Consider the following 25,633-nt stretch of genomic DNA (forward strand, 5'->3'; position numbering starts at 1 on the left):
GCGCAGTGATCAGGCCGATGGCCGGAGAGGAGATGGCGGGACGTGACCACCGAAGGACCGGGCGGCGGACGGGGAACTCCCGACGAGCCGGACGGCACTCCCCCGGTCCCGGACGACGTGTGGCTGAGGTTCCTCACGGACAGCGAGCACGCCATACGCGCCTCCGCCCCCAGGGAGCCCTCCGCGAGGGAGCGGGCGGCGGGACGGCAGCTCCAACCCCCGCACACCGTCGGTGACCTGTGGCAGCCGGAGGACCTGGGGGTCCGCGTGGCCTGGCGCGACCTGGACCGCCGTGCCAGGGCCCGGCGCGTGGGACGCGTCGTCGCCACCGCCGCCGCCCTGGCTCTCGCGCTGGGCGCCTGGTCCCAGTTGTCCGCCGGCGCGGGCACGGGCACCCGGCCGGGGACGGGCACCGTGCGGCAGGTGGAGGGGGCGACCGCGAGGCAGTCCACGGCCACTCCCTTCCCGTCCGGATCCGCTGTCCCGGTGCCCTCCAGGTAGCACACACACGACGGGTACGGTCCCGCCCGGCCGCCTAGGATGAGCCCACAGGCCGGACCTGGGCGCTCGTCCGGGCGCGGCCCCCGCAGGCGAGTCTCAGGAACACGCACGCCGACGGAAGGGGGACAGACATGAGCGCGCCACGCCTCAGCAGCACGCCGTTGCCGGGCATCGGTGTCCGCTACGACCTGACGACCCGGGACAGCCGCCGGTTGTCCGTGGTCGCCCACCGCGACGGCCACCGGACGATCAGCGCCTACCGCAAGGACGACCCGGACGCCTGCGACCTGTCGGTGCGTCTGACGGCGGAGGAGGCGGCGACGCTCATCGACGCGCTGATGCCCGCGCACCACACGCCGAACCTGCTGTCCACCACCGACCTGGGGCTCGTCGCCGAGCGGATCGAACTGTCCGGCTCCTCGCACTGGAACGGCCGGCTGCTGGGCGAGTCCCGGATCCGCACCGACACCGGCGCGTCCATCGTCGCGGTGCTGCGCCGGGCCGAGGCGATACCCTCCCCCGCGCCGGACTTCCGGCTCGCCGGCGGTGACACGCTCATCGTCATCGGGACCCGCGAGGGCGTGGAGGCGGCCGCCGCGATACTCGGGCGGGAGTGACCCGCCGTGCACTCCTCCGCGGTCTTCCTGATCGAGTTCGGCTGCCTCATCCTCGGGCTCGGGCTGCTCGGCCGCCTCGCCGGGCGCTTCAGCTTCTCGCCGATCCCCCTCTACCTGCTGGCCGGGCTCGCCTTCGGCGAGGGCGGACTGCTGCCGCTGGTCGCCAGCGAGGACTTCGTCGCCATCGGCGCCGAGATCGGCGTCATCCTGCTGCTGCTCATGCTGGGCCTCGAGTACACGGCCACGGACCTCGTCTCCAACCTCAGGACCCACTATCCGGCCGGGGTCCTCGACGCCGTCCTCAACGCCCTGCCCGGTGCGGTGCTCGCGCTGCTGCTCGGCTGGGGGCCGGTCGCCGCCGTCGTGCTGGCCGGTGTCACCTGGGTCTCCTCCTCCGGCGTCATCGCCAAGGTCCTGGGCGAGCTGGGGCGGCTCGGCAACCGCGAGACCCCGGCCATCCTGAGCATCCTGGTCCTCGAGGACCTCTCCATGGCGGTCTACCTGCCGATCGTCACCGCCCTGCTGGCCGGGGTGGGCCTGGCAGCGGGCGCGGTCACGCTGGCCATCGCCCTGGGCGTGGCCACGCTCGTGCTCGTCCTCGCGGTGCGCTTCGGCCGTCACGTCTCCCGCTTCGTCTCCAGCGACGACCCGGAGAAGCTGCTGCTGGTGGTGCTCGGCGTGACCCTGGTCGTCGCCGGGCTCGCGCAGCAACTCCAGGTGTCCGCGGCGGTGGGCGCCTTCCTGGTGGGCATCGCGCTGTCCGGCGAGGTCGCCGAGGGCGCGACGAGCCTGCTCGCGCCGCTGCGTGACCTGTTCGCCGCGGTGTTCTTCGTCTTCTTCGGCCTGCACACCGACCCCGCCAGCATCCCTCCCGTACTGGTGCCCGCCCTCGCCCTGGCGGCCGTCACCACCGCGACGAAGATCGCCACCGGCTACTGGGCCGCCCGGCGCTCCGGGATCGGGCCCAAGGGCCGCTGGCGCGCCGGCGGCACGCTCGTGGCACGCGGCGAGTTCTCCATCGTCATCGCCGGGCTCGCCGTCACGGCCGGCATCGAGCCCTCCCTCGGCCCCCTGGCCACGGCCTACGTCCTCATCCTGGTCCTCCTCGGCCCCCTGACCGCCCGCTACACCGAGCCCGTGGCCACCGCCCTGACCGGGCGCCTGCGCCGCAGGAGCGCCACGTCCCGCGAAAGCACAGCGCCTGCTCCGCCGGGCGCCCACGAGACCATCGACGACCAGGACATCGTCGGCCGCACCTGATCGACCGGCCGCAGTCGGGCCGGGGCGCCGGCCGGTGCTCTCCCGGCAGCTCAGCCCGCCGTACGGCCGATAACCCCGCCTGCCTGGCGGGTCCGCCAGTCGGCCGGCAGCGCAGGTCGCGCCCCTGTCCCCCGCCGGGCGGAAGCCTCCGCGCGGGTGTCACGGCCGGTGCGCGGTCAGCCGGTCTTCCAGCCGCGCCGCGTGTCGATCCGCTCCCATTCCGCGTCCCACTGCGCCATGCGCCGGCGGTCCAGGCACAGTCGTGTCAGCCAGGCGGCGCCCAGTACCGCCCCGCCCGCGAAGGCTCCCGCCAGCCCGCCGCCCATGGTCGTGTGCAGCCAGGCCTCGGCCTCGGACACCGGTGGGGCCGTGATGTCACCGCTCCTGTTCACCCACACGTGGATCGTGCTCCCGGCGGGGAGCCTTGGCGGCACCCGCGCCTCGTCCGTGTGCGTCGAACCGTCCGGCGCGGTCCACCGCACCTCGGCCCACACCCGGTGGTCACTCGCCGCCCGGGCCGGTGACGGGCCCGGCGCGTCCTCGACGGCGACCGCCGAGACCTGACGGGTCTCGGCCCGCTGCCGCTCGACGGCCCGCTCGACGGCGCCCGCCGCCATCAGACCCGCGCCCGCACCGCCCAGCAGGGCGAGCACCCAGCCGGCGAGCACGACCCAGGCTTCGACGACGTCGATGCGCCGCTTGAGCGCGTTGTGGCGCCACCGCCACCACCGCACGGTCACACGCTCTGACGTCTCCATCGGCCGACACCCCCTCGTGAGCACCGGCAGCACCCTTCCAGTGTGCGCCTGAACCGTGTCCTTGGCGTATCGCTCAGCCCGAAGACGCGGAGATCCGCACCCGGTCGCTCTCGTCACCGGACAGGAAGGACGCCAGCGCCCGCCCTTCCTCGCCGACGGAGCCGCGGTCGGCCCGGGAGAAGCGGCGCAACGGGGTGACCAGGACGGTGTCCTCCTCGACGGTCCAGGTCGCCGCGACCCGGCCGTCGACCAGGACGACGCGGGCGCCTTCGACCGACAGGCCGCGGTGGGTGTCGTCGATGATCCGGCCGCGGTCGTGGTAGCCGAGGATCGCGTTGTCGAACGCCGGCAGGAACCGCACCGGCGCGGGGGTGTCGGGGTCGGGGCGCGGCGCGTCGGGGAGGTCCAGCAGTTCACGGCCGCGTTCGTCGCGGAAGGTGACGAGTTCCTCGCGCAGGGCGGAGACCGCGGCCGGCAGTCCCGCCAGGCCGCACCAGGCGCGCAGGTCGGCCGAGGCGGCGGGTCCGAACGCGGCCAGGTAACGCCGCACCAACGTCTGCCCCACGGGGTCGGAGTCGTCCGGGACCGGCTGGTCGACCTCACGCCCCAGCCAGGAGGAGACCAAGGCGTAGCGCACTCCCGCCGTCGTGCGCCACAGCCCGCGCGGGGGCAGCTGCACCATGGGGAGCAGACCGGCGACCAGCATCTCACCCAGGGGCCGGTGCCCCGCCGCCCGCCAGCGGTCGGCGACGGCGCGCGCGAGGTCGCCCATCGAGCGGGGTTCGCCGTCGGCCATGACCTCCCGCCCCGCCGCCGCGAGTTCGCCGAGGTCCACTTCCTCCAGCTCGCGGCGGTACGTCCCGAGCACCCGCTGACGCAGCATCGCGTCATGGCGCGCCCGCCAGGCCAAAAGATCGGTGGCGGTGACGAGGTGGACGGTGCGGCGCATGAGATGGGTCCGCACCACACGCCGCCCGGTCAGCAGGTCCGACAGCACCGTCGGTTCGAACGCCCGCAGCCGGGACCAGAGCCCGATGAACGGTTCCTGCGGCTCCTGCGCCTGGAGACCGCACAGGTGCCCGGTGGCGTCGAGCGCCGGCAGGTCGGCGCGGTCGAGGAGCAACTGCCGCGCGAGGGTGGCGCGGTTGAGCGCCCGGGCATCGAGAACGGTCAACGGAGCACCTCTGCCTTCGAGTCGTGTGCCGACCCGTGGTTCGAGCGGTCCGGGCGGCCTGCCCGATCACCGTCGCACGGGATGCGGTCAGGTCGTGACCGCATCCGGTGTCACCAGCGCGGCACGGTCGGCCACATACCGCCGTCTCCTGGACCCTCTTCCCTAGTTTCCCTATAGAATTACTAGGGAATTACTGACGGCGTACAACGCGCCGCACAGCATGACGCGTGTGCCTCACACATCGACATGAGGAGACCTCTGCCATGGGCGTTGCCCCTGCGCCGTCCGGCTCCGACGTGGAGTCCGGCCGGACCGGGCCCGGGAACGCGCACTGGCTGCGCGTGGCCGGCGAGACCGCTGACGATTTGGCCACGGACGCGGTGGCCAGAGACCAGGCGGGCAAGCCCCCGTTCGACGAGGTGTCACGGCTGCGGGAGTCGGGACTGCTGACGCTTCTCGTACCGGCCGGGCTCGGGGGCGGCGGCGCGGACTGGCCCACGGCGTACGCGGTGGTCCGGGAGATCGCCGCGGCCGACGGCGCGATAGGTCAACTGCTCGGCTGTCACTACTTCATGTCGTGGAGCTCCCGGTTCTTCACCGAGCCGGCTCCCGCCGCGCGGCTGGAGCGGCGGTCCGCGGCGGAGCAGTGGTGCTGGGGTGGTGGTCTGGCACGTCAGGAACCGGCTCTCACACTGTCCAGGGACGGACAGGGTTTTGCGCTGACCGGCCGTCAGAGCTTTGCCGCAGGCGTCCTGGTCGCCGACCGCCTCGCCGTGCGGGCGGTGCGGGCGGACACGGGCGAACCCTTCGCCGTCGTGGTGGATCCCGCCCTTCCGGGCGTGGTGATCGACGGCGACGCCGACCCTTTCGGGCAGCGGCTCGCGGCCGGCGGCAGCGTGGAGTTCGACGCCGTGCCGATCGCCGCCGACGACGTCCTGGGCTCACTGGCCGCGGACGAGGACGTTCTGTCGCCCCTGACTGCTCTGGTGTCGCCGGTCGGGCGTCTCCTCTCGGCGCAGCTCCGTCTCGGCATGGCGGAGGGAGTGCTCACCGAGGCCCGTGAATACAGCAGGACCGGCCAGTCCCACTGGCACCCGGACTGGCCGGTCGGCTCGCCCCAGGACCCGCAGGTGCTGACCGCCTGCGGGGAACTCACCGTACTCACCCGCTCCGCGTCCGCCCTCGCCGACCAGGCACGGGACGCCGTGCACGCCGGGCTGGCCCGTGGTGAAGACCTCGGCTACGACGAGTACGCGGAGATCTCCGTCCTCGTCGCCATGGCCGAAGCCGCCGCGTCCAGGGCCGTGCAGGAGTCCACCGCCCGCGCCCTCGACATCATCGGCGCCCGCTCCGCGTCCTCGCGGCTGGGCTTCGACCGCTTCTGGCGCAATGCCCGGACCCACACCCTGTACGAACCCGTAGCCCACCGGCTCCGCGATGTCGGGGACTACTTCCTCAACGGTACGCACCCTCCGTTCGTACTCCCCGTCTGACCATCGACGGGCCGGCTCGGCGGCCATTGTGAACAGCGCGCTTCACTCTTATGTCGCCCTCCCGACCGGCGTTGACCAGGCGAATTCGCGCTGTGATCCTCATTCCTGTGAGCAATTCGGAGAACGCTCCTCTCCCCGCTCTCTTCCGCAGGCGACCATCACGGCTGTTCCGTGTCCAGGCGCCGCGTCCTCGTAGTCGACTGAATTCCCCGCAGACGTTCCGGAGTGAGTCGGCAGCACTGAAAGGACCCCGCACATGACCACCAGCACCGGCTTCGACGTCCGCAGGATCGGCGGCCGCATCGGCGCCGAGATCCTCAGTGTGGATCTCTCCGGCGACCTCGAACCCGCCCTCGTCTCCGAGCTCGACTCCGCGCTCCTGGAACACAAGGCGCTCGTCTTCCGCGATCAGCACCTCGACGACGCGGGCCAGCTCCGCTTCGCCTCCCTCTTCGGCGAACTCACCACCGCCCACCCCACCGTGCCCTCCGTCGACGGCCGGCCCCACATCCTGCCCGTCGACGGCGACGAGGGCATCCGCTCCAACGTGTGGCACACGGACGTCACGTTCGTCCGGACGCCCCCGAAGGCGTCCACCCTGCGCAGCATCGTGGTCCCGCCCTATGGCGGCAACACCCTCATCGCCAACTCGGCCGCCGCCTACCGGGATCTGCCCGAGCCGTTGCGCGAGCTGGCCGACAAGCTCTGGGCCGTACACACCAACGACTACGACTACGCCGCACCGAAGAGCGAAAAGGCGGCCGAGTACCGCAAGCGGTTCGTCTCGCGCACATACCGCACCGTCCACCCGGTCGTCCGCGTCCACCCCGAGACCGGGGAGCGCGGCCTGTTCATCGGCGGCTTCGCCCAGAGCATCGTCGGTCTCGGCCCGTCCGACTCGCGTGACCTTCTGCGCATCTTCCAGTCGTACGTCACCCGCCCGGAGAACATCGTGCGCGTGGCCTGGACACCCGGCGACGTCGTCCTCTTCGACAACCGCATCACACAGCACTACGCCCCCGACGACTACGGCGACCTGCCCCGCCTGCTGCACCGGGTGACCGTCGCGGGCGACGTCCCCGCCGGCGTCGACGGCACTCTCAGCCACGTCCTCGAAGGCGACGACGCCTCCCACTACACCCCCGCCGCGGCGTGAGCGCGACAGGGCCGCCGGAAGGGGACGCGTGCCCCTGCCGACGGCCCTGGATCTCGTCAGGCGTCCGCGTCGACGCGCGGGAGGGAGCCGCCCGCGACCTGCGTGCCGGCGTCCGCCGACTCCTCGGAGAGCCGCTCCATGCCGCTGGTGTTCTTCAGCGGCTTCTCCTTGATGAACAGCACGGCGATCAGCGCGAGCGCCGCGAACGGGGTGGCGACGAGGAAGAGTTCGGCGGTGGCGACCCCGTAGGCGTGCTCCACGATCTCCCGCATCGGCGCCGGCAGGGCGGTCATGTCGGGCACTCCCCCGTGCCCGGTCTGGCCTCCGCCCTCGACGGCACCGCCCGCGTCCTTCAGGCTCTCGGTCATCTCGGAGGTGACACGGTTGGCCAGGATCGCGCCGAGCACGCTGGTTCCGATGGTGCCGCCCATGCTGCGGAAGAAGGACAACACCGAGGTCGCGGCGCCCAGTTCGGCCGCCGGGACGTCGTTCTGCGCGGCCAGCACCAGGTTTTGCATCAGCATGCCGACACCGATGCCCATGACCGCCATGTAGACGCTGAGGAGACCGAAGTGGGTGTCCGTCCCGATCGTGGAGAGCAGCCCGAGACCGACGGTCATCGTGACGGCGCCCACGACGAGGTACACCTTCCACCGGCCGGTCGCGCTGATGATCTGCCCCGCGACGGTGGACGAGACCAGCAGGCCCAGGATCATGGGCAGGCTCATCAGACCCGCCATCGTCGGCGACTTGCCGAGCGACACCTGGAAGTACTGCGACAGGAAGACCGTGCCGCCGAACATGGCCACACCGACGAGGAGGCTGGCGACGGTGGTCAGCGCCACGGTGCGGTTGCGGAAGATGCCGAGCGGAATGACCGGCTCGGCGACCTTCGCCTCGACGAGGACCGCGAGGACCAGCAGCACCGCTCCCCCGCCGGTCAGTGCGGCGGTCTGCCACGACGCCCAGTCGAACTCGTTCCCGGCGAGCGTGACCCAGATCAGCAGCGCGCAGACACCCGCGACGATCAGGAAGGCGCCCAGGTAGTCGATCTTCGCCTCACGGCGGACGGTGGGCAGGTGCAGCGTGCGCTGGAGCAGGGCGATGGCGAGCAGGGCGAAGGGCACGCCGATGAAGAAGCACCAGCGCCAGCCGAGCCACGAGGTGTCCACCAGGACGCCGCCGATCAGTGGTCCGGCCACGGTGCCCACGGCGAACACGGCGCCGAAGATTCCCGCGTACTTGCCCAGCCTGCGCGGCGGGATGATCGCCGCCATCACGACCTGCGCCAGTGCCGTGAGACCACCGGCACCGATGCCCTGGGCCACACGGCTGAAGATGAGCAGCTCCACGTCGTGGGAGAAGCCCGCCAGCAGCGAGCCGACGACGAACAGGCCCAGTGAGAGCTGGAGCAGCAGTTTCTTGTTGTAGAGGTCGGACAGCTTGCCCCACAGCGGCACGGTCGCCGTCATGGCCAGCAGCTCGGCGGTGACGACCCAGGTGTAGGAGGACTGGCTGGCCCCGAGGTCGGCGATGATCCGGGGCAGCGCGTTGGACACCACGGTGCCGGCCAGGATGGCGACGAACATGCCCGCCATCAGCCCCGACATCGCCTGGAGTATCTGCCGGTTGGACATGGAGGACGGTGACGCCTCTACGGGCGCCGCTGAAGAATTCACATCGTCTCTTTCACGGTGTTGATGGCGGGCGACTCGAGCGGCACACGACCGCGGGCGCGCGAACCGTCCGAAAATCTGGGGCTGTTCGAGAAAGGGGGCCGGGCGGGACATGGACGCCGGAGCGATGAGCGGCGATGCCTACCGGCCGAGCGAATCGGTCGGTCCCGCCGGTGGCGGGGCCGGAAGCCCCGCTGCGAGATGCTCGAACGTCTCCCGGAAGACGTCCACGAAAGCGAGTTCGTCCTGCCGGACGCACCAGTGCTCGACGGCGATCCGGACGGCCGCGATGCCGACAGCGGCGAGCAGTCGCGGATAGAGGTCCAGCGCCCGCCTCCTGTGTTCGTCGTCCGACGACCCGGGCCCCGCGCGGTCCTCGGAGAAGAGCGGCGAGCCGGCGCCGACGCGCTCGGCGAGCGCTTCGGCCAGGGCGAGTTCATCGGCCATGTGGGCGCCGATGCTGCGCGCGAGCAGGTGTGGTGAGCGGCGCAGCACCTCGGAATGCAGGCGCCACAGTTCCTGCTGCTGCTCGACTTCCGCGAGCTCGGCCGCCATGGCGTCGCGCAGCGCCTCCAGCGGGGACATCTCCGTGGGCGCCGCCCGTACCGCGTGCCGGACCCTCGCACTCGCGTCCGCACCGATCATGACGAAGACGTCGTCACGGGAGTCGAAGTAGTTGAAGAACGTCCGCGCGGACACCCCGGCTGCCTCGCTGATCGCGTCCACGGTGACGTTCTCCGCCCCGTGCTCCGCCGCCAGCCGCACCGCGGCCGCCACCAGAGCGGCGCGGGTCGCCCGCTTCTTGCGCTCGCGCAGCCCGACGCCCTCCGGGTTCCCCTCCGTCATGATTGCATGGTACGCAAAAATGCAGACTCTGCAAAAATCAGGCTTTCCGCGGTCAGTCGCCCGCAGCCCTGGTCATCAGCGCGCTGTACCCCAGTTGCAGCGCGTCCGCGCCGGCCACGGCGGTGAGCGTGCCCATGGCTATGCGAGTCGGGCGCGGCCAGAGGAACTGGCCGGCGGTCAGGGTCGTGGCGACCCAGACGCTCATGCAGAACGGGCAGGTCGCGAGTTCGCCGACGGTGTGCTTGCCGTGCTCGGGCCGCGCCTCCTCGTGCAGTTCGGCGGGGCCCTGCGGGCCGACGTACCTGGTGAAGGGGGCCCGCAGCGGGCTGGTCACCGATGCCTTGCTCAGCAGCCGGCTGAGCCGGAACGTGGCCACCGAGGTCAGCACCACGTCCCACGGCTCGGGCCGCTCGGGCAGCGCGCGCCCCTGGCGCCGTACCGCCGTCGTCCAGGCCGCCGTGTACGCCGCGAAGCCCGCCATGGCCGCGAGATAGCCGCCCAACGGCCGTTCGTGCCCCGCCTCGTAGTTCCGTCGGGTGCGGTCGAGGAGCCCCTGGAGCCGCCGTGCGAGACGGCTGTCAGTCGCTGTCGCCGTGTCCACGCGTGACCTCTGGTCGCGTTCCGCTTCCCTGCCCGACCAGTTCCCGGTCTTTCCCCTCATGTTCTCCCTCGTCCTGGTGGCGCAGGCGTACCTCGACGTGGCCGTCGGTGATCCGGGTTTCGAAGGCGGGCTGAGGAGCGGTGGCCGGGCCGCGGACGTTCCAGCCGTCGGCGAGGCGGAAGACGCTGCCGTGCCACGGGCACTGGATGCAACCGTCGGCGACGGTGCCTTCGGAGAGCGGTCCCGCGAGGTGGCTGCACCGCTCGGCCAGCGCGTGGATCACCCCGCCGGGTTCGCGTACCACCAGCACCGGCACGTCATCCACGCTGCGCCGCACCGGCTGACCGGCCGGGAACTCGTCGACGGTGCCGATCCGGTGCCAGCCCTCCGTGACGACGTGCGGGACCTCTTCGGCGTGATTGGCGCCGGACGCCTGCCGGTAGGCCAGGTGGCCGCCCAGCATGCCGCCGAGTCCGACCGCCGTCAGCCCCAGGAAGCCGTAGGCCCGGCCCGCCGTTTCGCGTCCCTTGACCCGGCAGGTGAGCGAAGCGGCGTACAGACCGACGGCCGTGAGGTTGCTCAGGGCGTGCGCCAGCCCCACACGCTGCTGCTGACGGTGCAGGTCCGCCCAGTCGACCCAGCCCGCCAGGGCCGTGGGCGCGGCGGCGGCCAGACCGACGCCGACCAGCACCCCCGACTCGCGGGAGCGGCCGGGCCGCAGGTCCAGGACGGCCGCCGACAGCCAGCTTCCGATCGGCACCTGCACCATCAGCGGATGCACCGGATGCCCCAGCCACCTGCCGTGCAGCAGATCCCGGCCGCGCCCCAGCGGCAGGGCCCGCACGCCCCTGCGGAGCAAATCGATCACCGCATCGGCCCCAGGCTCCCGCTCCAGGCGGTCCAGCAGCCACAGGACCCGGTTCTGCCCCATCGGCCGACGGCGTGGCATTGCGCTCATGCCCAGCCGGGTCCCCACCGGCACCGACGGCAAACGGGCCCGGAGGATTACGGCCGGGCAGGCCGGGAACGCGGTGCGCTGAACCAACCCGAAGCGAGGCCGGTGCCGCGATGACCGAGTACGAACGTTCCCGCACGATGCCCGCACAGCCCGAGCAGGTCTTCGACCAGGCCGCCAACATCGGCCAGTTGGACACCTGGCTGCCGGAGGCCCTGCACGTCGAGGCCGAGGAGCTGCCCGCGGTCACCGTGCACGAGGACCGCACGGACGAGGACACCTCCGCCCTGCTGCGTGCCCAGCGCGACCAGATGCGGCTCGAATGGGGCACCCGCGACCAGGGCAGCTACACGGGCTGGCTCCAGGTCGCCGGGATCGGCGGCGGAGCCAGCGAGGTGACGGTGCACCTGTCGTTCTTCGACGACAGCCACGACCCCGGCGAGACGCTGGTCCGCGACGCCCTGGACACCAGCCTTGAGCGCCTGGAGGAGCAGGTGCGGCTGCGCGTCGACCACGCGGCCGGCTGATCCGGGACAGCACGGCATGGCACGCGTCAAGCAGTACGCCGTCGCGGCGTCCGGACAGTGGACCGACGAGGAGGAAGGCCGGCGCCGCCTGCCGTCCGGCGAGGTGCACGCCTGGGAGCCGGGGCTGAACCAGACCGTCTGCGGCCTGTCCCTCAGCCGCTCCCGGCTGGTCCGCTTCCCGCACGTCACCTGGCCGGACACCTTCCCGGAGTCCGGCGGTGCGGCGGACCGCGTCCGGCGCCAGTGCCCGCGGTGCGCCTCGGTCGCCGGACGCCGTGGTCAGGACGCACGCCCTCGGTGGCAGCGCACGAACCCGCGGCCGTGACGTCGTAGAACTGCTCCCGTCTCCCGTCGGGCCAAGCCGTCTGCCCGGCCTGCGCACAGGGCCCGGGGAGACGGCTTGGCGAGGACGACAACCATGGGGATGACGACAATCATGGGGACGACCAGGGCCGGCGGCTGCCGCCCCCGCCTGGGGAGCCACGGCTGAGGGGACGGGCGACCGGGGCGTACCGCCCGGCCACGACAGGCGCGAGGGCCCGTACTCGGCGCCCCGCCGACCCGTCAGGCGCCCGCCGGGCCGTGCGTCACCCGCCGCCCGGCCGCGACGGCCGCTCCCGCCAGCGCTGCGGCGACGGCCGTCCTGCGCAGCGCGGTGCGCCGTCGGCCGCCCCAGCCGCCGTGCACCGACCCCTCCCCCTCTGCCGGTACGTGCAGCGTTCCGTGCGTGGCCGGGGCCTCCTCGTCCTGGGACAGGTGGGTCTTGTCCGTCTGCCGTGCCATGGTCCGCTCCGCGAGCCCGGGTGCCATCCGGGACTGGCGTACCAGTGCGCGGCCCGCGGGGCCGACCACCACTTCGCGACGCGGCCTGCGGACGAGCCGCACGACGGCCCGGGCGACGCGCTCGGGGCTGTACACGGGCGGCATCGCCACGACCTTGCGCCCGGTGTAGTTGGCCGCCTGCTGGAAATGCGGCGTGTCGATGGTCGCGGGGAGCACCGTGCACACCTCGATGCCCTTCACACCCTCCACCCGGAGCTGCTGCCGAAGGCTGGAGCCGAGCCCGCGGACGGCGTGCTTGGACATTCCGTAGGGGTGGCTGTACGGCTGCGCCACGGCACCCACGATGGACGCGATGTTGATCAGCGTGCCCGTGCCCTGTTCCCGCATCACCCGCAGAGCCGCCCGGGCCCCGTGCACGTAGCCCATCACGTTGACGTCCAGGACCTTTCGGAAGTCCTCCAGCGGTACGTCCTCGAAGCGGCCGAAGGCGTTGACGGCCGCGTTGTTGACCCAGACGTCGATGCGGCCGAACTCCTGCACGGCACGCCGCGCCAGGTCCTCGACCGCCTTGGCGTCCGTCGTGTCGGTCGGCACGACCCGTGTCCGGGCCCCGCGGTGCTTCGCACACGCGTGGGCCGCCGCCTCCAGCGCCTCCTCGCGTCGCGCGGCCAGCACCACGGCGCAGCCCTTGCGCGCGAACGCCTCCGCCGTGGCCCGTCCGATCCCGCTGGACGCTCCGGTCACCACCACCACGTGATCGCGCAGTCCCATCCCGTACCTCCTCACGTCTGCCCGAGCCGGGCGCCTCCTGCCCGCCTCAGAGGCGGTACGAGTACCCGGGACCACCGAGTCACCTCATCATCCCGTTTTGCAAGGGTTTGCCATGCCGTCGCCGCGGCACTCGGGCCACGCGCGAGCGTCCGGCCGACAGCGTCCGGCCCACGCCGCGCGATCCGGTCCCGGTGACGGGGCAGAACAGAGGGTGACCGATGACGACGATCGGTGTGGAAGAGGAGTACCTGCTCCTCGACCCGGTTACCGGGCTGCCGGTACCCCTGGCCGACAAGGTGCGCGCCTCGGCGGGGCTGGCGCATCTCGTGGCCGACCAGGAGGTGCAGTGCGAGCTGCTCCAGGCGCAGGTCGAGGTGGCGACGCCGGTGTGCGGCACATTGGAGGAGGCGGGGGGACATCTGCTGCGGCTGCGGCACGCCATCGGGGCGGCGGCCGAAGCGCACGGCTGCCGGATCGCCGCCTGCGGGACGCCTCCGCTGCGCCATCGCCATCCGGTGGCCGTCACCGACCAGGCCCGGTACCGGGCCATGCTCACGCAGGCGCCCCAGCTGGTGGCGGAGCAACTGGTCAACGGCATGCACGTGCACGTGGCCGTGCCCAGCCGCGAGATGGGCGTTCAGGTGCTGAACCGGATCCGGGTCTGGCTGCCGACCCTGACGGCCATGTCGGCGAACTCCCCGCTCTGGGACGGCCACGACACCGGCTTCGCCAGCTGGCGCACCGTGATCTTCGGCCGCTGGCCGGTCAGCGGCGGGCCCCCGTTCTTCCGTGACGTGGACGACCACGACCGGCGCGTGACGCGACTGCTGGAGAGCGGCGTGATCTCGGACACCGGGCAGTTGTACTGGCAGGCCCGCCTGTCGGCCCGGTACCCCACCGTCGAGGTGCGGAGCCTGGACGTCCAACTGCGCGCGGACGACGCGGTCATGCTCGCGGGCATGACCCATGCGCTCGTGGACACGGCCATCGCGGAAACGGCCGCCGGGGCGCCCGTGCCCGACTGCCCGCCGGAGCTTCTCCAGGTCGCTCTGTGGCATGCCGCCCGGCACGGCCTGAGCGACACCCTGATCTGCCCGAACGGCCGGCCGCGGCGGGCCGGCGACGTGCTCTACCAGCTCCTGCGGCACGTCGCACCGGCACTGGACGCGTCCGGCGCGACCCGGCAGGTGACGGCCCTGGTCCACCGGCTTCTCCAGAACGGCACCGGGGCGGACAGACAGCGCGCCGCTCTCGCCGAAGGCGGCATACGGGCCGTCACCGACCTGATCGGCACGGAGAGCAGCATGACGTGATTCCCTGCCTGCCACGGCCGGGTCCCTGAAGCGTCCCCTGCCGCTTCGTCACACCCCCGACCGCTGTCAGCCAGGGGACCGGGTCGGGAGAGATCCGGGGCCGGCGCGATCGGCCTTGGCCGCGTCGGCCAGGGCCGCGGCAGCGGCTTGTTCCGCCTGCGCCGTGTCGTCGGCGGCCTGGGCAGCCATGTCGTCCGTCGGCTTCTCGCGCGTGGCCGGCGACGGGGGCAGTGCCTCGCTGAAGGCGCGGGACACCCCCTGGAGTGCGGAGGTGACCTCGCTCGGGATCACCCAGAACGTACTGCCCGCTCCCTGCGCCAGCTGGGGCAGCGTCTGGAGGTACTGCCAGGCGAGCAGCTTGGGGTCGGGGTCGTTGCGGTGCACTGCCTGGAACACCTCGTCGATGGCCCGGGACTGGCCCTCGGCCTGGAGGATCGCGGCAGTGCGGTTGCCCTCCGCGCGCAGGACGGCGGCCTGCTTGTCGCCTTCGGCGGTGAGGATCTGCGACTGACGCTGTCCTTCGGCCCCGAGGATCGCGGCTCGTTTGTCCCGCTCGGCTCGCATCTGCTTCTGCATCGCGTCCTTGATGGACTGCGGCGGGTCGATGGCCTTGATCTCCACCCGGTTGACCCTCAGCCCCCACTTACCAGTGGCCTCGTCGAGAACACCGCGGAGCTGGCTGTTGATGGTGTCGCGTGAGGTGAGGGTCTTCTCCAGGTCCATGGATCCCACGACATTGCGCAGCGTGGTGACGGTCAATTGCTCGACCGCCTGGAGGAAATTAGCGATCTCGTAGAAGGCCGCTCGCGGATCGGTGACCTGGAAATAGAGGACGGTGTCGATCTCGACGACGAGGTTGTCCTCGGTGATGACCGGCTGCGGTTTGAAGGAGACGACCTGTTCCCGGAGGTCGATCACCGGGTGAACCCGGTCGATGTACGGAATGACGAGACTGAGGCCGGGATTCAGGGTCCGGTGGTAGCGGCCGAGTCGCTCGACATTACGAGCACGGGCCTGGGGAACGATACGGACCGCCCGCACCACGGTGAAAACCGCGAACAGCGCGACGATCAGGCCGGCAATCAAGAACGCCGAGGCTTCCATGGTCATCAGTCCCGTGGGTAGACGATGGCGGTGGCGCCACTGATCTCTATGACGTCGACGGTCTTTCCGGCGGGAATGACCAGCGTCTCGTCCAAGGCGCGGGCCGTCCACTCCTCACCGTCGATACGAACCCTGCCGCCCAGGCCCGTCACCTCCGAGACGACATAGGCACCCTTGCCGACCAGGGCGTCCACGCCGAACCGTGCCGCTTGGGGCTTGAGCACGTGGCGCAGAGCGATGGGGCGCAGGAACAGCAGGGTGACCGCTGACACGGCGGTGAAGACCAGGAACTGGAAAGGCAGCGGCAGGCCGACCGCGGCGGAACCCGCCGTGACCAACGCGGCCGCGCTCAGCATCCCCAGCGCAGCGGTCAGGGTGAAGATCTCCGCCACAGCCAATACGCCCGCGATGATCAACCAGATCAGCCATGGGTCCATCGCGCGCCCCCTCTCAGCGGTGCGGCCCCGGAAGGGTCTTTTGCGTCCGTTTTACCCACAACGCGAAGATCCTTACCCCAGGGAGACGTCACAGACTTGCCACGTCGGCGTCGCTGGGGGTGGGGCCGGGCCTGGCGGTCCTCGCCGGGATCGGTTTCACTGTTGCCCCGCTGATCGGAGGGGAAGAGGAGACACGCGATGACGACGCCGACGGCATCCCCGGCATCCACCAGCGGACCGGCCCTGGTTTCGCCGGCGCCACGGGCGACCGCCGACATGGTCCGCGCCGCCTCATGAGCGGCGCCGGGTCGCTGCTGCCCGTGGTCGTCGTGGTCGCCGCACTGATGATCAGGGCCGCGATCGGCGAGCTGCGCCGGCCGGGCAGTGTCCGCCGGCAGTGGGCGTGCGCGACGAGCGGGCCTGCCGTGGCCGCCGGGCTCGTGGCGGCTGTGGCCGTCGCCGTGACAGGCTGGTCACAGGCCGGGGCGGTGGCCTTGGCATGGGCAGCGCTGGCCGGCGCGCTCGTCGCGTTCCTTGTGGGCCGTCCGACGAACAGGCCCTGACGCCCTCGCCCGCGTCAGACCGCGGAGATGCCTTCCATGCCGGACTCGTCGAAGGCGGGCAGGCCCTCGGCCGTGGTGACCTTGGCGAGAGCGCCGGCGGCCTGGACGGGGAAGCCGTCGGCGGTCCCCGAGACGGCCGTGAGAGTCCTGGTACGGGTCACCGCTCAGAACGATTTCGCCGGCCAGTCCAGCAACCGGGCCCCGATCACCGCGGTCTGGAGCGTGTAGCGGTGGACCGGGTCGGACGGATCGGCGCCGGTGAGCTTGTGGATGCGTTCCAGACGATAGGTGAAGGCCCGCACGCTCAGCGACAGCCGCCGCGCCGCTTCCGCGGACACACAGCCGGAATCGAAGTACGCGGTGAGGGTGTCCAGGAGCGGCTGGGCACCACCGCGGGCCTGACGCAGCGGGCCGAGAGCACTGTGCACCAGGTCGGCCATGGCCTGCCGGTCGCGGGTGAGGACCGGATAGACGAGGAGGTCGGCGGCGCGCAGCACGGGCTCGTCGAGTTCCAGTCGTTCGGCGAGTTCGAGAGCGTTCAGGGCCTCTTCGTACGAGTGGACGACGCCTGCCGCGCCGGGCTGGGGACGGCCGATCGCCACCTGTGCCCCGCCCGTGACCGCGAACGCATGCTTCGCGAAGTACGCGAGGACCTCGTCCTGGTCGCCGGGGGCGATGCACACGAGCCGTCCGTCCTTGGTGGTGAGCAGGATGCTGCGGTCCCCGAACCGGCTGATCAGCGCGCGCTCCACCTCCCGGGGGGCCGGATCTCCCTCGTCGTAGGCGGTCGTGCCGCGCGCCACGGCGACCGCGTGCTCGTACGACAGGCGCAGCCCGTAGCGCTCGGCGCGCTGGGCCAGGCGGCCCAGGTCGCTGCGGCCGTACAGCAGGTCGTCGATGAACTCCCGGCGGGCGGCTTCCTCCTGGCGCACGGCGTGCCGCTGGGCCCGCTCGTAGCCCTCGGCGAACGCGTCCATGGCCTGGGCGGCGGCAGCGAGCACGCTGTCCACGGAAACACCGTTCCCGGTCGGCCAGTTCGCCCGGGCCTCGGCCATGTGGGCAGCGACCAGGGCACGCAGTCCGAGACCGGCCTGCTCCGCGGCCTTCTCACCCAGCGCGCGGCGCGAGTCCAGTTCCTCCCGCGTCAGCCGGCGGCCCGTCGCGGAAGCGTCTGCGAGGATGCCCGCGTATCCGTCCAGGTACTTGCCGTACTCCTCGGACACGTGCTGACCTGTCATGGAACTCCCCCCGTTGTTCCCCTTGACATCCTTCCCTCCTTGCCGGATTCCGGCAATGCCGATGCTCCGCAAATGCGCCATCAAGTGCGGCTTCGACATATGCACGTCGGAATCGGGCAGCCGGGCCGGACGTCCAAGTGGCACCTCACCGCTCCCCGTTCGCCGGGGCCGGCCGGAACGCGTGGCGGGCAAGGGGGTTGGCCGTCAGGTGGCGTGGGTCGGCCGCGCGGTTGATCGCCGTCTCCACGGCCGCGATCCGGTCGGCGAGCAGCCCGAGGACGGCCACGGCGCGGGCCAGAGGGTCGTCGTGCGGTCCGCACAGCGTCCGGGTGCGTACGTGGGGTCGTCTCGGTGACGCCCGCGTGAGGGACAGGCAGTCGGAGATGCCGCGGACGAGGTCGGCGTTGCCGACTCGGGCGAGCGGGCCGGTGCCGATGGGCTGAGCGGCCGCGTACATGTCGGAGACGTACGGGGAGTTCCACAGCTGGAGGGGGTGCACGCGCTGCGGCTCGTCGGTGTCCGCCCGCAGCACCATCAGCGTGCCGTCGTCGACGAGGGCCCAGCCGTGGCAGGACAGCGGGGTGGCGACCTCCTTTCGGATCATGTTGTACGGCAGCAGGAGGCTGCGGCCTGCCACGCGCGCGTGGAAGGCGAACAGGACGTCCTCGCCGTTGGGCGAGCGGACCATCCGCTCGAATTCCAGGGCTGTCATGTCAAAGGGGGCGGCGATGCCGTCGAACGTCTTGTACGCCCCCGTCGCCAGGCAGTAGCCGCCGGGAAAGATCAGCTCGGTGATCTTCCGGATGCCCTGCGCGTCGAGCACGTTGGCCGGGTCGAGCTGGGTCAGCGGCGTCTGCTCCAGGTAGTCGATCGCCGCGTCCTCGAGGTGGTAGCCGTTGAGGTCGACGCCGATGACCTCGATGATCCGGTACCGCAGCTCCTCGCGCTTGGTGTAGAGGTCGGTGAAGTCCAGCTGCTTGCCGACGGTCTTCAGCACCTCGGAGAACTTCGCGTGGAACAGTTCCTGGAGCGTGTCCCGGTCGCTGGCCCGTGCGGTGCCCACGGCCTGGGCGACCTTGATGACGTCCTCGACGGTCTTGTTGACCTTCACGAAGAACGAAATCCGGATGTCCGCGCGGATGTTGTCGCGGCAGATCAGGCCCTCCTTGCCGACCCGGGTGATCTCGATGGTCTTCACCGAGATGTCCATCACCTCGGCCTTGTGCAGCACGGGCAGCACGACCTGCCCAGTGAAGGTCACGTCGACCTTGCGCATCTTGGAGACGATCAGCGCCTTGCCCTGTTCCACCTTGCGGAACAACCGGGCGACGACGAGTACGAGGAGCAGGCAGACGGCGACGAGCCCGCCGGTGCCCACGATCACGGCAGCCATGGCATACGTCCTTCAGCGTGAGGAAGTTGAAAGCGAGGGAGAACCCAAAAGAGAGGCACAACGGGCCGGAGCCGCGTTCCGGCGTCGCCGCGGCTCAGGCCGCGTGGTCCGCCCGTACGGACGGCCCGGGTTCGTCCGGGAAGAGGCGGTGCAGCGGACGCACGATCAGGCACGTCGCACCCCAGGCGACGAGCATCGCCCCCACGGGTGCGACCAGGTGCAGCAGCCCGGCGACCGGCCCCGGGAACGCGAACGCGGTGAGGAGAACCGCCGCTCCGACGCTCAGCGACCAGGCGAGCGCGGTCAGCAGTGAGAAGGCCACCGTCACGGGCACCCCGTCCATGCGCCAGGCCCGGAGATCCACGTCCGCGTCGAAGCTGCCGACGCCGGTGACACCGACGGCTGCGAGGAGCCAGAAGCAGACGACCACGACGAGTGCGGCGGTCAGCAGGATCGTGGGCGGGGCCGTGGCCGCTGCCAGAAGGGTGCGCATCTCGTGGTTCCCCCTCTCCCCCGCGGCGCGCCTCAGTCGTCTGCGGTGATGCACGGCCGTTCCGGGCCTTGGTGCCGGGCACCTGCCGGTGTCCGGCACCAAGGCGATCCGCCGTGCTCCCCGCGAGCCATGCTGCACGATCCGGCCTGGGCCGCGCATTGCCGGTTTCCGGCAGTGTTCATGGAGGGCTGTATGCCGGGCCCCGTCAAGAAGACGTCAAGAAGAGAGCGCCCTTCCGGCAGTCCCGTGGGGAGATGCCGCAGCCGGACCTGACGATCTGTCGGCAAGGTCGGCGTCGGGTCGGCATCAATACCGCCGGGACCCGCTGTCGACGGCCGGGAAACGCCAAGATCGACAACTGGTCAAGCCTGAGCCGGGCTGCGAGGATGAAGGCCAGAGGCGCACGTACCAGTCTCACCAGGAGGTACCCGTGAAGATGCTGATCAACGTCCCGGAGACCGTGGTCGCGGACGCGCTGCGCGGTATGGCGGCCGCCCACCCGGAGCTGACCGTGGACGTGGAGAACCGGGTGATCGTGCGGCGGGACGCTCCCGTGGCCGGGAAAGTGGGGCTGGTCTCGGGCGGTGGCTCGGGGCACGAGCCGCTGCACGGGGGTTTCGTAGGGCCCGGCATGCTGTCGGCGGCCTGTCCCGGCGAGGTCTTCACCTCCCCGGTGCCCGACCAGATGCTGCGCGCGGCCGCCGCCGTGGACAGCGGGGCCGGGGTGCTGTTCATCGTGAAGAACTACACCGGTGACGTGCTCAACTTCGACATGGCCGCCGAGCTGGCCGAGGACGAGGGCATCCAGATCGCGAAGGTGCTGGTCAACGACGACGTGGCGGTGACCGACAGTCTTTACACGGCGGGGCGGCGCGGTACCGGCGCGACCCTGTTCGTGGAGAAGATCGCGGGCGCCGCCGCCGACGAGGGCATGCCGCTGGAGCGGGTGGAGGCCATCGCCCGGCAGGTCAACGAGAACTCCCGCAGTTTCGGTGTCGCGCTGAGCGCGTGCAGCACACCGGCCAAGGGCAGCCCCACCTTCGATCTGCCGCCGGGCGAGCTGGAGTTGGGCATCGGCATCCACGGCGAACCCGGCCGTGAGCGGCGGGCGATGATGACGTCCGGCGAGATCGCCGAGGCCGCCGTCGAGGCGGTGGTGGAGGACCTGAAGCCGCGCAATCCCGTGCTGGTCCTCGTCAACGGCATGGGCGCGACGCCCCTGCTCGAGCTGTACGGCTTCAACGCCGAGGTGCACCGGGTCCTCGCCGCCCGCGGCGTCCCCGTCGCCCGCGTCCTCGTGGGCAACTACGTCACCTCCCTGGACATGGCGGGCACCTCCCTCACCCTGTGCCAGGTCGACGAGGAGATGCTGCGGCTGTGGGACGCGCCGGTGAGGACGCCGGGTCTGCGCTGGGGCGTGTGACGCGAGGGGGTAGAGGACCACCACGTACCTACCAGGCAAGGAGATCCAGTGCTCGACGCCGATTTCTTCCGCCGTTGGATGACGGTGACCGCCGCGTCCGTGGACCGCGAGGCGGAACGGCTCACCGCCCTCGACTCCCCCATCGGGGACGCCGACCACGGCAGCAACCTCCATCGAGGGTTCACGGCCGTGTCGGCGGCCCTGGAGAAGGAGGCTCCCGGCACGCCCGGCGGCGTCCTGACGCTGGCCGGGCGCCAGCTGATCTCGACGGTCGGCGGCGCCTCGGGGCCGCTGTACGGCACGCTGCTGCGCCGTACCGGCAAGGCGCTCGGGGATGCCGCCGAGGTCAGTGCGGAGCAGCTGGCCGAGGCGCTGCGGGCCGGGGTGGACGCGGTCATGACCCTCGGCGGTGCGGCGCCGGGCGACAAGACCATGATCGACGCGCTGGTGCCCGCGGTGGACGCGCTGGGCGACTCGTTCGCGGCGGCCCGGACCGCCGCGGAGGAGGGCGCCGTGGCGACGACGCCCTTGCAGGCGCGCAAGGGCCGGGCGAGCTATCTGGGCGAGCGCAGCATCGGGCACCAGGACCCGGGTGCCACGTCTGCGGCGCTGCTCGTCGCCGGACTCGCGGAGGCCGCCGGTGAGTGACGAGCGGCTCGTGGGAATTGTGCTGGTGTCGCACAGCGCGGAGGTGGCCGCCTCGGTCGCCGAGCTGGCGAAGGGGCTCGCGGGCGGCGGCCCGGCGGTGCCCGTCGCCCCGGCGGGCGGTACCGAGGGCGGCGGGCTCGGCACCAGCGCCGAACTGATCGCCGCGGCGGCCGCGTCCGTCGACCGGGGCGCCGGCGTCGCCGTGCTGACCGATCTGGGCAGTGCGGTGCTGACCGTGAAGGCGCTGCTCGCGGAGGGCGATGAACTCCCGGAGCAGACGCGGCTGGTGGACGCTCCGTTCGTGGAGGGAGCCGTGGCCGCGGTCGTCACGGCGGCCACCGGGGCCGACCTGGCGGCGGTGGAGTCGGCCGCGGCGGAGGCGTACACGTACCGGAAGGTGTGAGAACCGGGCTGGGCGCGCCGGGACGCGGCGTGCCCGGCGACCCGTCGGCCACCGGGCGGGAGGCTTCCCTGACACCCCGTCAATCGCTTACCGGCTACCGACGAATTGCCTCGCCAGCCGCTCCCCCGTCGCCACGGCCGCCGCATGGTCCTCGATGGGCGACACGCGGGCGTTCTTGAAGACGATGTAGGTGACGCCGGACGGTGTGCCGCCGCCCTGCGGGTCGGCGCGGATGCCGAGAGCCTTGGCGGTCGCGTAGGAGGCCTCTCCGATGATGTCCTGCGGGCCCGTGTCGCCGACGACCGCGTACTGCACACGGTTGCCGTGGACGACGGCCACGACCGAACCGCCGCCCACGCCGTGTGCCCGGTAGTCCCAGATGCTGCTCGGGGCGGGCACGACGATGAAGGGGAGGCGTTCGGCGCTCAGGGGGCGGCCGTCGGACTGCGCGTAGGCGGTGCTGTCGGAGAAGTACGGGTCCGTGCGGCGGTTGCAGCGGGGCCCGGGGCGGCCGTCGCAGTCGATGTCCATGTCGGCTTTCCAGAACACGGCCTCGCGGGTGCCGCAGACCGGGATGTTCGCGGGTGCGCCGTAGTCGCTGCGGTACCGGCCGCGGGAGACCGGGGCGCAGTTGCGCACCTTGGTCAGGAGGTCGGCGGCGGTGACGGGGTTTCCGCGCCACGCGACCGGCTGGGGCGTGGTGGCGGGGGGCGTCGTCGGGGCGAGCAGGGCGGCGCTGGCCGCGGCCAGTGTGAGTGACTGGACACGCACGATAGAGGAGCCTCTCCTGGGGGAACCTGACGGGCACTCAGCCCAATCTGGCCCCGGGGACGATCACCCGGCCACCGCTGGGGGGCCGGACGGTGCATGGCCCAACCTCCGACAGGGGCCGGGGGCCTGAGTCCGCGTAAGGACCCAGGCCTGCCCGGCCGCCCGCGCCGGCGCGGGATCTGCGACGACAGCGGTCCGCGCGACAGGCTCGAACTCCCTGGTGTCCGCCAGGAGTTCGGCCGTGAGGTGCTTCAGCATACGTAACTCTCCCGGGTGGTCACCAACGGCGGGAGGTGACGCCCTCTCAGAGGGCTCTCCGCATCCGCCCTCTTGATGTGAGCGCGCCAGCCACGCCATATTGGTCCGGACCATTCCCGAGTGCCGCCCCGGGAGGCAGTGTCGTGCGAGGCCTTTCCGCTCTCCCCTCCCACCTCGGTCGCCTCGCGTTCTCCGCGGCTCTCGTCCTGGTCGCCTCCTGCGGCTGGACCGGCACGGGCGAGGGGGACGGCGGCGCTCCGCCCGGCGCGCCGACGGGCGTCACCGCGACGGCGGGCACGGCGACGAGCGTGCACGTCATGTGGAACACGACCGCCCGGGCCGATGTCTACGAGGTGTATCGCGGCACCGCCAAGGTCAGGGAAGTGCCGGGCTCGAAGCACATGGTGGACGTCACCGGGCTCCGGCCCTCCACCCCGTATGTCTTCACCGTGCGGGCGCGGGACGCCGAGGGGCGGCCGGGACCGCACAGCCGGAAGGTCCGAGCGAGGACACCCGCGGCCGTCGCGGACGACCGCTCCGCACCCACCCGCCCGTCGGCGCCGCACGGCCGGGTGGCCGGCAGCCGGGCGGTCCAGCTGTCCTGGTCCGCCTCCACGGACGACCGTGGCGTGGCGTCGTACGACATCCATCAGGGGGACGTGAAGATCCACAGCGTGAGCGGGTCCCAGACGGCCGCCGTGGTCACGGGGCTGCGGCCCGGCATGGCCTACTCGTTCACCGTCCGGGCCAGGGACGCGGCCGGGAACGTCTCCCCCGCCACGTCCGCCGTCCGTGTCACCACGCCGGGCAGGGACGACGGCCGTGCGACGGCCCCCACCGGCTTCCGGGCGACGAGCCACCGCTCGGACGGGGCGTACTACGTCGACCTGAGCTGGGTGCCGCCGCGCGTGGACGGTGAGGTCACCGAGTACCAGATCCATCTGGACGGCCGGCCCGCCACCTCACTGGTGTACGGCGGGGACGCGCCGCGCGACCGGGCCACGTACAGCTTCTACCTGGGGCGGGACGCCGGTGTCAGCCACCGGGTCCGGGTCCGGGCGATGCTGCCGGACGGCACCTGGGGAGGCTTCTCGGCGGAACGGACGGTGACGACGGGTCCGGGACGCTGACGCGATCCTCGGCATGGTCCGGCCGCGGGAACCCGTCACCTGCCCGGCGGCACCCGGCGTGCGGCCGGGGCCCGTGGCGCTTTGGCTGACCCCTGAGGCAGCACGGGCGTTCCCCGATCCTCGGCGGCGCAAGGGATGTACCGCCAACCGTGCCGCCGGAGGGCAGTCCACATGCGCAACTCATCGCCAGTTCTCCGCTCCGGCCTGACCGTGGCAGCCGCCGCCGCGCTGCCCCTCGCCCTGGCCGCGGCGCCCGCCGCTGCGGGCCCGGGCATCTCCGTGAGCACCACGGGTTCCACGGTCTCGGTCACTACCAGCGCGTGCACCCAGATCAACGGCAGCTGGGGCACCGCCTCACTTCTCACCAGCAGTCAGGGCAGCTTCGCCCAAGGGCGGCAGGTGACCCTGTCGGGAACGTCGACCAGTCAGTCCGCTGCCTGGTCGAACGTCACCTCGGGGACGTACACCGTCATCGTCATCTGCTCCGACGGCACCACCGCGGGCACGCAGTCCGTCGTCGTCTCCCCCACGGCCTCCCCCACGAGGTCACCGTCCCCCTCGGCCTCGCCGTCCCGCGGTGTCATGGGCGGGGTGGGCGGGAGCGCCACGGACTACGGCACCGTCACGCTCGTGGCGGGCGGCACGCTGGTCGGGACCGGCCTCCTCGCGACGGCCTGGTACCTGCGCCGGCGCAACAGGCCGTACCGGCTCTGATCCGGTACGCGTGGCGGCCCGCCCTCCCGAAGCGCTCCGGTCGGGCGGGCCGCCGTCACGTCCGGGTCAGGCCGGGCGGGTCGCCCCGTCGTCCGGGAGTTCGGCGACGTCGGCCAGGGCGCGCTCGAGCCACCGGGTCCAGAACGTCTCCAGGTCGATGCCGGCCTGGAGCACCAGATGCCGCAGCCGGTCCTCGGTGCCGTCCCGGCCGGGCGGGAAGTCCCGCTTCTCGATCTCCTGGTACTCCGCCAGCTGCCGTTCGTGCAGCTCCAGATGGCGCCGCAGATCGGTCTCCAGACCCGCGGTGCCGACCACGGCCGCCGCCCTCAGCCGCAGCAGCAGAGCGTCGCGGTGCGGCTTGGGGTCCTGGGAAGCGGCCGTCCAGCGGGCCAGTTCGGCGCGGCCCGCCGGCAGGACCTCGTAGCTCTTCTTCTGCCCGCGGGTCGGCTGTTCGGCGGGCAGGGCCCGGATCAGGCCGTCGGTCTCCAGCTTTCCCAGCTCGCGGTAGATCTGCTGGTGCGTCGCCGACCAGAAGTACCCGATCGACCGGTCGAACCGGCGGGTCAGCTCCAGCCCGGACGACGGCTTCTCGAGCAGGGCGGTGAGGATCGCGTGCGGGAGTGACAT

General features: G+C 72.0%; 28 protein-coding genes and 1 pseudogene. 14 read left to right on the forward strand and 15 right to left on the reverse strand.

What is annotated here, in order from left to right:
* Window positions 1-42: 42 nt before the first annotated feature.
* The 3 genes from QC385_RS32640 (at window position 43) to QC385_RS32650 (ending at window position 2,378) form a co-directional block, all read left to right on the forward strand.
* Window positions 43-501: a hypothetical protein gene (locus tag QC385_RS32640; RefSeq protein ID WP_279544962.1), complete on the forward strand. Its 459-nt coding sequence runs from the start codon at window positions 43-45 to the stop codon at window positions 499-501.
* 131 nt (window positions 502-632) lie between these two features.
* Window positions 633-1,118: a cation:proton antiporter regulatory subunit gene (locus tag QC385_RS32645; protein ID WP_059423030.1), complete on the forward strand. Its 486-nt coding sequence runs from the start codon at window positions 633-635 to the stop codon at window positions 1,116-1,118.
* 6 nt (window positions 1,119-1,124) lie between these two features.
* Window positions 1,125-2,378, forward strand: coding sequence for a cation:proton antiporter (locus QC385_RS32650; RefSeq protein WP_279544963.1), 1,254 nt, complete (start codon window positions 1,125-1,127; stop codon window positions 2,376-2,378).
* Between the two features lie 176 nt (window positions 2,379-2,554).
* Here QC385_RS32650 and QC385_RS32655 read toward each other — a convergent pair whose 3' ends face one another.
* Together QC385_RS32655 and QC385_RS32660 are read right to left on the reverse strand one after the other, a co-directional pair.
* Window positions 2,555-3,136 carry an Rv1733c family protein gene (locus QC385_RS32655; protein WP_279544964.1) on the reverse strand — a complete coding sequence of 194 codons (582 nt, stop codon included), beginning with the start codon at window positions 3,134-3,136 and terminating at the stop codon, window positions 2,555-2,557.
* A gap of 73 nt (window positions 3,137-3,209) precedes the next feature.
* Entirely contained in the window at window positions 3,210-4,310 is a 1,101-nt protein-coding gene (locus QC385_RS32660; RefSeq protein ID WP_279544965.1) for a winged helix DNA-binding domain-containing protein, read from the reverse strand.
* Between the two features lie 263 nt (window positions 4,311-4,573).
* Between QC385_RS32660 and QC385_RS32665 the strand changes: the two genes are divergently transcribed.
* Together QC385_RS32665 and QC385_RS32670 are read left to right on the forward strand one after the other, a co-directional pair.
* Window positions 4,574-5,803 (forward strand): acyl-CoA dehydrogenase family protein, encoded by a 1,230-nt coding sequence (locus QC385_RS32665; protein ID WP_279544966.1) that lies wholly within the window; start codon window positions 4,574-4,576, stop codon window positions 5,801-5,803.
* A 256-nt stretch (window positions 5,804-6,059) separates the two neighbouring features.
* On the forward strand, window positions 6,060-6,959 hold the full coding sequence (locus tag QC385_RS32670; RefSeq protein WP_279544967.1) for a TauD/TfdA dioxygenase family protein: 900 nt from the start codon (window positions 6,060-6,062) through the stop codon (window positions 6,957-6,959).
* A gap of 56 nt (window positions 6,960-7,015) precedes the next feature.
* Here QC385_RS32670 and QC385_RS32675 read toward each other — a convergent pair whose 3' ends face one another.
* The 4 genes from QC385_RS32675 to QC385_RS32690 all read right to left on the reverse strand — a co-directional run bounded on the left by QC385_RS32675 (window position 7,016) and on the right by QC385_RS32690 (window position 11,040).
* Window positions 7,016-8,596, reverse strand: a complete 1,581-nt coding sequence (locus QC385_RS32675) for an MDR family MFS transporter (RefSeq protein ID WP_279544968.1) — start codon at window positions 8,594-8,596, stop codon at window positions 7,016-7,018.
* Between the two features lie 180 nt (window positions 8,597-8,776).
* Window positions 8,777-9,481 (reverse strand): TetR family transcriptional regulator, encoded by a 705-nt coding sequence (locus tag QC385_RS32680; protein ID WP_279544969.1) that lies wholly within the window; start codon window positions 9,479-9,481, stop codon window positions 8,777-8,779.
* A 52-nt stretch (window positions 9,482-9,533) separates the two neighbouring features.
* Window positions 9,534-9,983, reverse strand: a complete 450-nt coding sequence (locus QC385_RS32685) for a DUF1360 domain-containing protein (protein WP_279545094.1) — start codon at window positions 9,981-9,983, stop codon at window positions 9,534-9,536.
* Window positions 9,984-10,059: 76 nt separating this feature from the next.
* Window positions 10,060-11,040, reverse strand: coding sequence for a Rieske 2Fe-2S domain-containing protein (locus tag QC385_RS32690; RefSeq protein WP_443033053.1), 981 nt, complete (start codon window positions 11,038-11,040; stop codon window positions 10,060-10,062).
* Between the two features lie 110 nt (window positions 11,041-11,150).
* Here QC385_RS32690 and QC385_RS32695 point away from each other — a divergent pair, with 110 nt between their 5' ends.
* Both QC385_RS32695 and QC385_RS32700 read left to right on the forward strand, forming a co-directional pair.
* Window positions 11,151-11,564, forward strand: a complete 414-nt coding sequence (locus QC385_RS32695) for an SRPBCC family protein (protein WP_279544970.1) — start codon at window positions 11,151-11,153, stop codon at window positions 11,562-11,564.
* 16 nt (window positions 11,565-11,580) lie between these two features.
* A complete protein-coding gene (locus QC385_RS32700) occupies window positions 11,581-11,889 on the forward strand; it encodes a hypothetical protein (protein WP_059419924.1) in 309 nt (102 codons plus the stop codon).
* 239 nt (window positions 11,890-12,128) lie between these two features.
* On the opposite strand, the gene QC385_RS32705 is transcribed toward QC385_RS32700, so the two are convergent.
* The gene (locus QC385_RS32705; RefSeq protein WP_279544971.1) at window positions 12,129-13,118 is read right to left on the reverse strand and encodes an SDR family oxidoreductase; all 990 of its coding nucleotides are present in this window, start codon (window positions 13,116-13,118) and stop codon (window positions 12,129-12,131) included.
* 218 nt (window positions 13,119-13,336) lie between these two features.
* On the opposite strand from QC385_RS32705, the gene QC385_RS32710 reads away from it, so the two are divergent.
* Window positions 13,337-14,431: a glutamate--cysteine ligase gene (locus QC385_RS32710; RefSeq protein WP_279544972.1), complete on the forward strand. Its 1,095-nt coding sequence runs from the start codon at window positions 13,337-13,339 to the stop codon at window positions 14,429-14,431.
* Window positions 14,432-14,497: 66 nt separating this feature from the next.
* Here QC385_RS32710 and QC385_RS32715 read toward each other — a convergent pair whose 3' ends face one another.
* On the reverse strand, window positions 14,498-15,535 hold the full coding sequence (locus QC385_RS32715; RefSeq protein WP_279545096.1) for an SPFH domain-containing protein: 1,038 nt from the start codon (window positions 15,533-15,535) through the stop codon (window positions 14,498-14,500).
* Between the two features lie 5 nt (window positions 15,536-15,540).
* Window positions 15,541-15,972, reverse strand: a complete 432-nt coding sequence (locus QC385_RS32720; RefSeq protein ID WP_279544973.1) for an NfeD family protein — start codon at window positions 15,970-15,972, stop codon at window positions 15,541-15,543.
* Window positions 15,973-16,091: 119 nt separating this feature from the next.
* On the opposite strand from QC385_RS32720, the gene QC385_RS32725 reads away from it, so the two are divergent.
* Window positions 16,092-16,535: a hypothetical protein gene (locus tag QC385_RS32725; protein WP_279544974.1), complete on the forward strand. Its 444-nt coding sequence runs from the start codon at window positions 16,092-16,094 to the stop codon at window positions 16,533-16,535.
* 14 nt (window positions 16,536-16,549) lie between these two features.
* On the opposite strand, the gene QC385_RS32730 is transcribed toward QC385_RS32725, so the two are convergent.
* The 4 genes and pseudogenes from QC385_RS32730 to QC385_RS32750 form a co-directional block, all read right to left on the reverse strand.
* Entirely contained in the window at window positions 16,550-16,696 is a 147-nt protein-coding gene (locus QC385_RS32730) for a hypothetical protein (protein WP_279544975.1), read from the reverse strand.
* A 3-nt stretch (window positions 16,697-16,699) separates the two neighbouring features.
* On the reverse strand, window positions 16,700-17,773 hold the full coding sequence (locus tag QC385_RS32735) for a PucR family transcriptional regulator (protein WP_279544976.1): 1,074 nt from the start codon (window positions 17,771-17,773) through the stop codon (window positions 16,700-16,702).
* A 358-nt stretch (window positions 17,774-18,131) separates the two neighbouring features.
* Window positions 18,132-19,166: pseudogene (locus QC385_RS44125) on the reverse strand (DNA repair ATPase); the annotation flags it as partial.
* A 94-nt stretch (window positions 19,167-19,260) separates the two neighbouring features.
* Window positions 19,261-19,659, reverse strand: a complete 399-nt coding sequence (locus QC385_RS32750; RefSeq protein WP_279544978.1) for a hypothetical protein — start codon at window positions 19,657-19,659, stop codon at window positions 19,261-19,263.
* Window positions 19,660-20,089: 430 nt separating this feature from the next.
* Between QC385_RS32750 and dhaK the strand changes: the two genes are divergently transcribed.
* Genes dhaK through QC385_RS32765 form a run of 3 tightly spaced genes read left to right on the forward strand, consistent with a single transcriptional unit; the run spans window position 20,090 to window position 22,133 of the window.
* Window positions 20,090-21,082 (forward strand): dihydroxyacetone kinase subunit DhaK, encoded by a 993-nt coding sequence (gene dhaK, locus QC385_RS32755; RefSeq protein WP_279544979.1) that lies wholly within the window; start codon window positions 20,090-20,092, stop codon window positions 21,080-21,082.
* 48 nt (window positions 21,083-21,130) lie between these two features.
* Complete coding sequence (dhaL, locus tag QC385_RS32760; protein WP_279544980.1) at window positions 21,131-21,730, forward strand: dihydroxyacetone kinase subunit DhaL; 600 nt, start codon at window positions 21,131-21,133, stop codon at window positions 21,728-21,730.
* The gene (locus QC385_RS32765) at window positions 21,723-22,133 is read left to right on the forward strand and encodes a PTS-dependent dihydroxyacetone kinase phosphotransferase subunit DhaM (RefSeq protein WP_279544981.1); all 411 of its coding nucleotides are present in this window, start codon (window positions 21,723-21,725) and stop codon (window positions 22,131-22,133) included. The genes dhaL and QC385_RS32765 overlap by 8 nt, the downstream gene beginning before the upstream one ends.
* An 87-nt stretch (window positions 22,134-22,220) precedes the next feature.
* Here the strand turns inward: QC385_RS32765 and QC385_RS32770 are convergent, their stop codons facing one another.
* Window positions 22,221-22,904, reverse strand: a complete 684-nt coding sequence (locus QC385_RS32770; protein ID WP_279544982.1) for a glycoside hydrolase family 75 protein — start codon at window positions 22,902-22,904, stop codon at window positions 22,221-22,223.
* Between the two features lie 401 nt (window positions 22,905-23,305).
* On the opposite strand from QC385_RS32770, the gene QC385_RS32775 reads away from it, so the two are divergent.
* Both QC385_RS32775 and QC385_RS32780 read left to right on the forward strand, forming a co-directional pair.
* The gene (locus QC385_RS32775; protein ID WP_279544983.1) at window positions 23,306-24,292 is read left to right on the forward strand and encodes a fibronectin type III domain-containing protein; all 987 of its coding nucleotides are present in this window, start codon (window positions 23,306-23,308) and stop codon (window positions 24,290-24,292) included.
* Window positions 24,293-24,463: 171 nt separating this feature from the next.
* On the forward strand, window positions 24,464-25,006 hold the full coding sequence (locus QC385_RS32780) for a hypothetical protein (RefSeq protein ID WP_279544984.1): 543 nt from the start codon (window positions 24,464-24,466) through the stop codon (window positions 25,004-25,006).
* 66 nt (window positions 25,007-25,072) lie between these two features.
* Here QC385_RS32780 and QC385_RS32785 read toward each other — a convergent pair whose 3' ends face one another.
* Entirely contained in the window at window positions 25,073-25,633 is a 561-nt protein-coding gene (locus QC385_RS32785) for a PadR family transcriptional regulator (protein WP_279544985.1), read from the reverse strand.

It is taken from the genome of Streptomyces sp. DH10 (assembly GCF_029813805.1).
Lineage (GTDB): Bacteria > Actinomycetota > Actinomycetes > Streptomycetales > Streptomycetaceae > Streptomyces > Streptomyces coeruleofuscus.

What these genes read in the sequence shown, in the direction of transcription:
- QC385_RS32645 (WP_059423030.1), top strand. Translation starts at nt 633, where the DNA reads ATGAGCGCGCCACGCCTCAGCAGCACGCCGTTGCCGGGCATCGGTGTC.
- QC385_RS32655 (WP_279544964.1), bottom strand. Translation starts at nt 3,136, where the DNA reads ATGGAGACGTCAGAGCGTGTGACCGTGCGGTGGTGGCGGTGGCGCCAC.
- QC385_RS32665 (WP_279544966.1), top strand. Translation starts at nt 4,574, where the DNA reads ATGGGCGTTGCCCCTGCGCCGTCCGGCTCCGACGTGGAGTCCGGCCGG.
- QC385_RS32670 (WP_279544967.1), top strand. Translation starts at nt 6,060, where the DNA reads ATGACCACCAGCACCGGCTTCGACGTCCGCAGGATCGGCGGCCGCATC.
- QC385_RS32675 (WP_279544968.1), bottom strand. Translation starts at nt 8,596, where the DNA reads ATGTCCAACCGGCAGATACTCCAGGCGATGTCGGGGCTGATGGCGGGC.
- QC385_RS32680 (WP_279544969.1), bottom strand. Translation starts at nt 9,481, where the DNA reads ATGACGGAGGGGAACCCGGAGGGCGTCGGGCTGCGCGAGCGCAAGAAG.
- QC385_RS32690 (WP_443033053.1), bottom strand. Translation starts at nt 11,040, where the DNA reads ATGAGCGCAATGCCACGCCGTCGGCCGATGGGGCAGAACCGGGTCCTG.
- QC385_RS32695 (WP_279544970.1), top strand. Translation starts at nt 11,151, where the DNA reads ATGACCGAGTACGAACGTTCCCGCACGATGCCCGCACAGCCCGAGCAG.
- QC385_RS32700 (WP_059419924.1), top strand. Translation starts at nt 11,581, where the DNA reads ATGGCACGCGTCAAGCAGTACGCCGTCGCGGCGTCCGGACAGTGGACC.
- QC385_RS32705 (WP_279544971.1), bottom strand. Translation starts at nt 13,118, where the DNA reads ATGGGACTGCGCGATCACGTGGTGGTGGTGACCGGAGCGTCCAGCGGG.
- QC385_RS32710 (WP_279544972.1), top strand. Translation starts at nt 13,337, where the DNA reads ATGACGACGATCGGTGTGGAAGAGGAGTACCTGCTCCTCGACCCGGTT.
- QC385_RS32715 (WP_279545096.1), bottom strand. Translation starts at nt 15,535, where the DNA reads ATGGAAGCCTCGGCGTTCTTGATTGCCGGCCTGATCGTCGCGCTGTTC.
- QC385_RS32720 (WP_279544973.1), bottom strand. Translation starts at nt 15,972, where the DNA reads ATGGACCCATGGCTGATCTGGTTGATCATCGCGGGCGTATTGGCTGTG.
- QC385_RS32735 (WP_279544976.1), bottom strand. Translation starts at nt 17,773, where the DNA reads ATGACAGGTCAGCACGTGTCCGAGGAGTACGGCAAGTACCTGGACGGA.
- QC385_RS32750 (WP_279544978.1), bottom strand. Translation starts at nt 19,659, where the DNA reads ATGCGCACCCTTCTGGCAGCGGCCACGGCCCCGCCCACGATCCTGCTG.
- QC385_RS32780 (WP_279544984.1), top strand. Translation starts at nt 24,464, where the DNA reads ATGCGCAACTCATCGCCAGTTCTCCGCTCCGGCCTGACCGTGGCAGCC.
- QC385_RS32785 (WP_279544985.1), bottom strand. Translation starts at nt 25,633, where the DNA reads ATGTCACTCCCGCACGCGATCCTCACCGCCCTGCTCGAGAAGCCGTCG.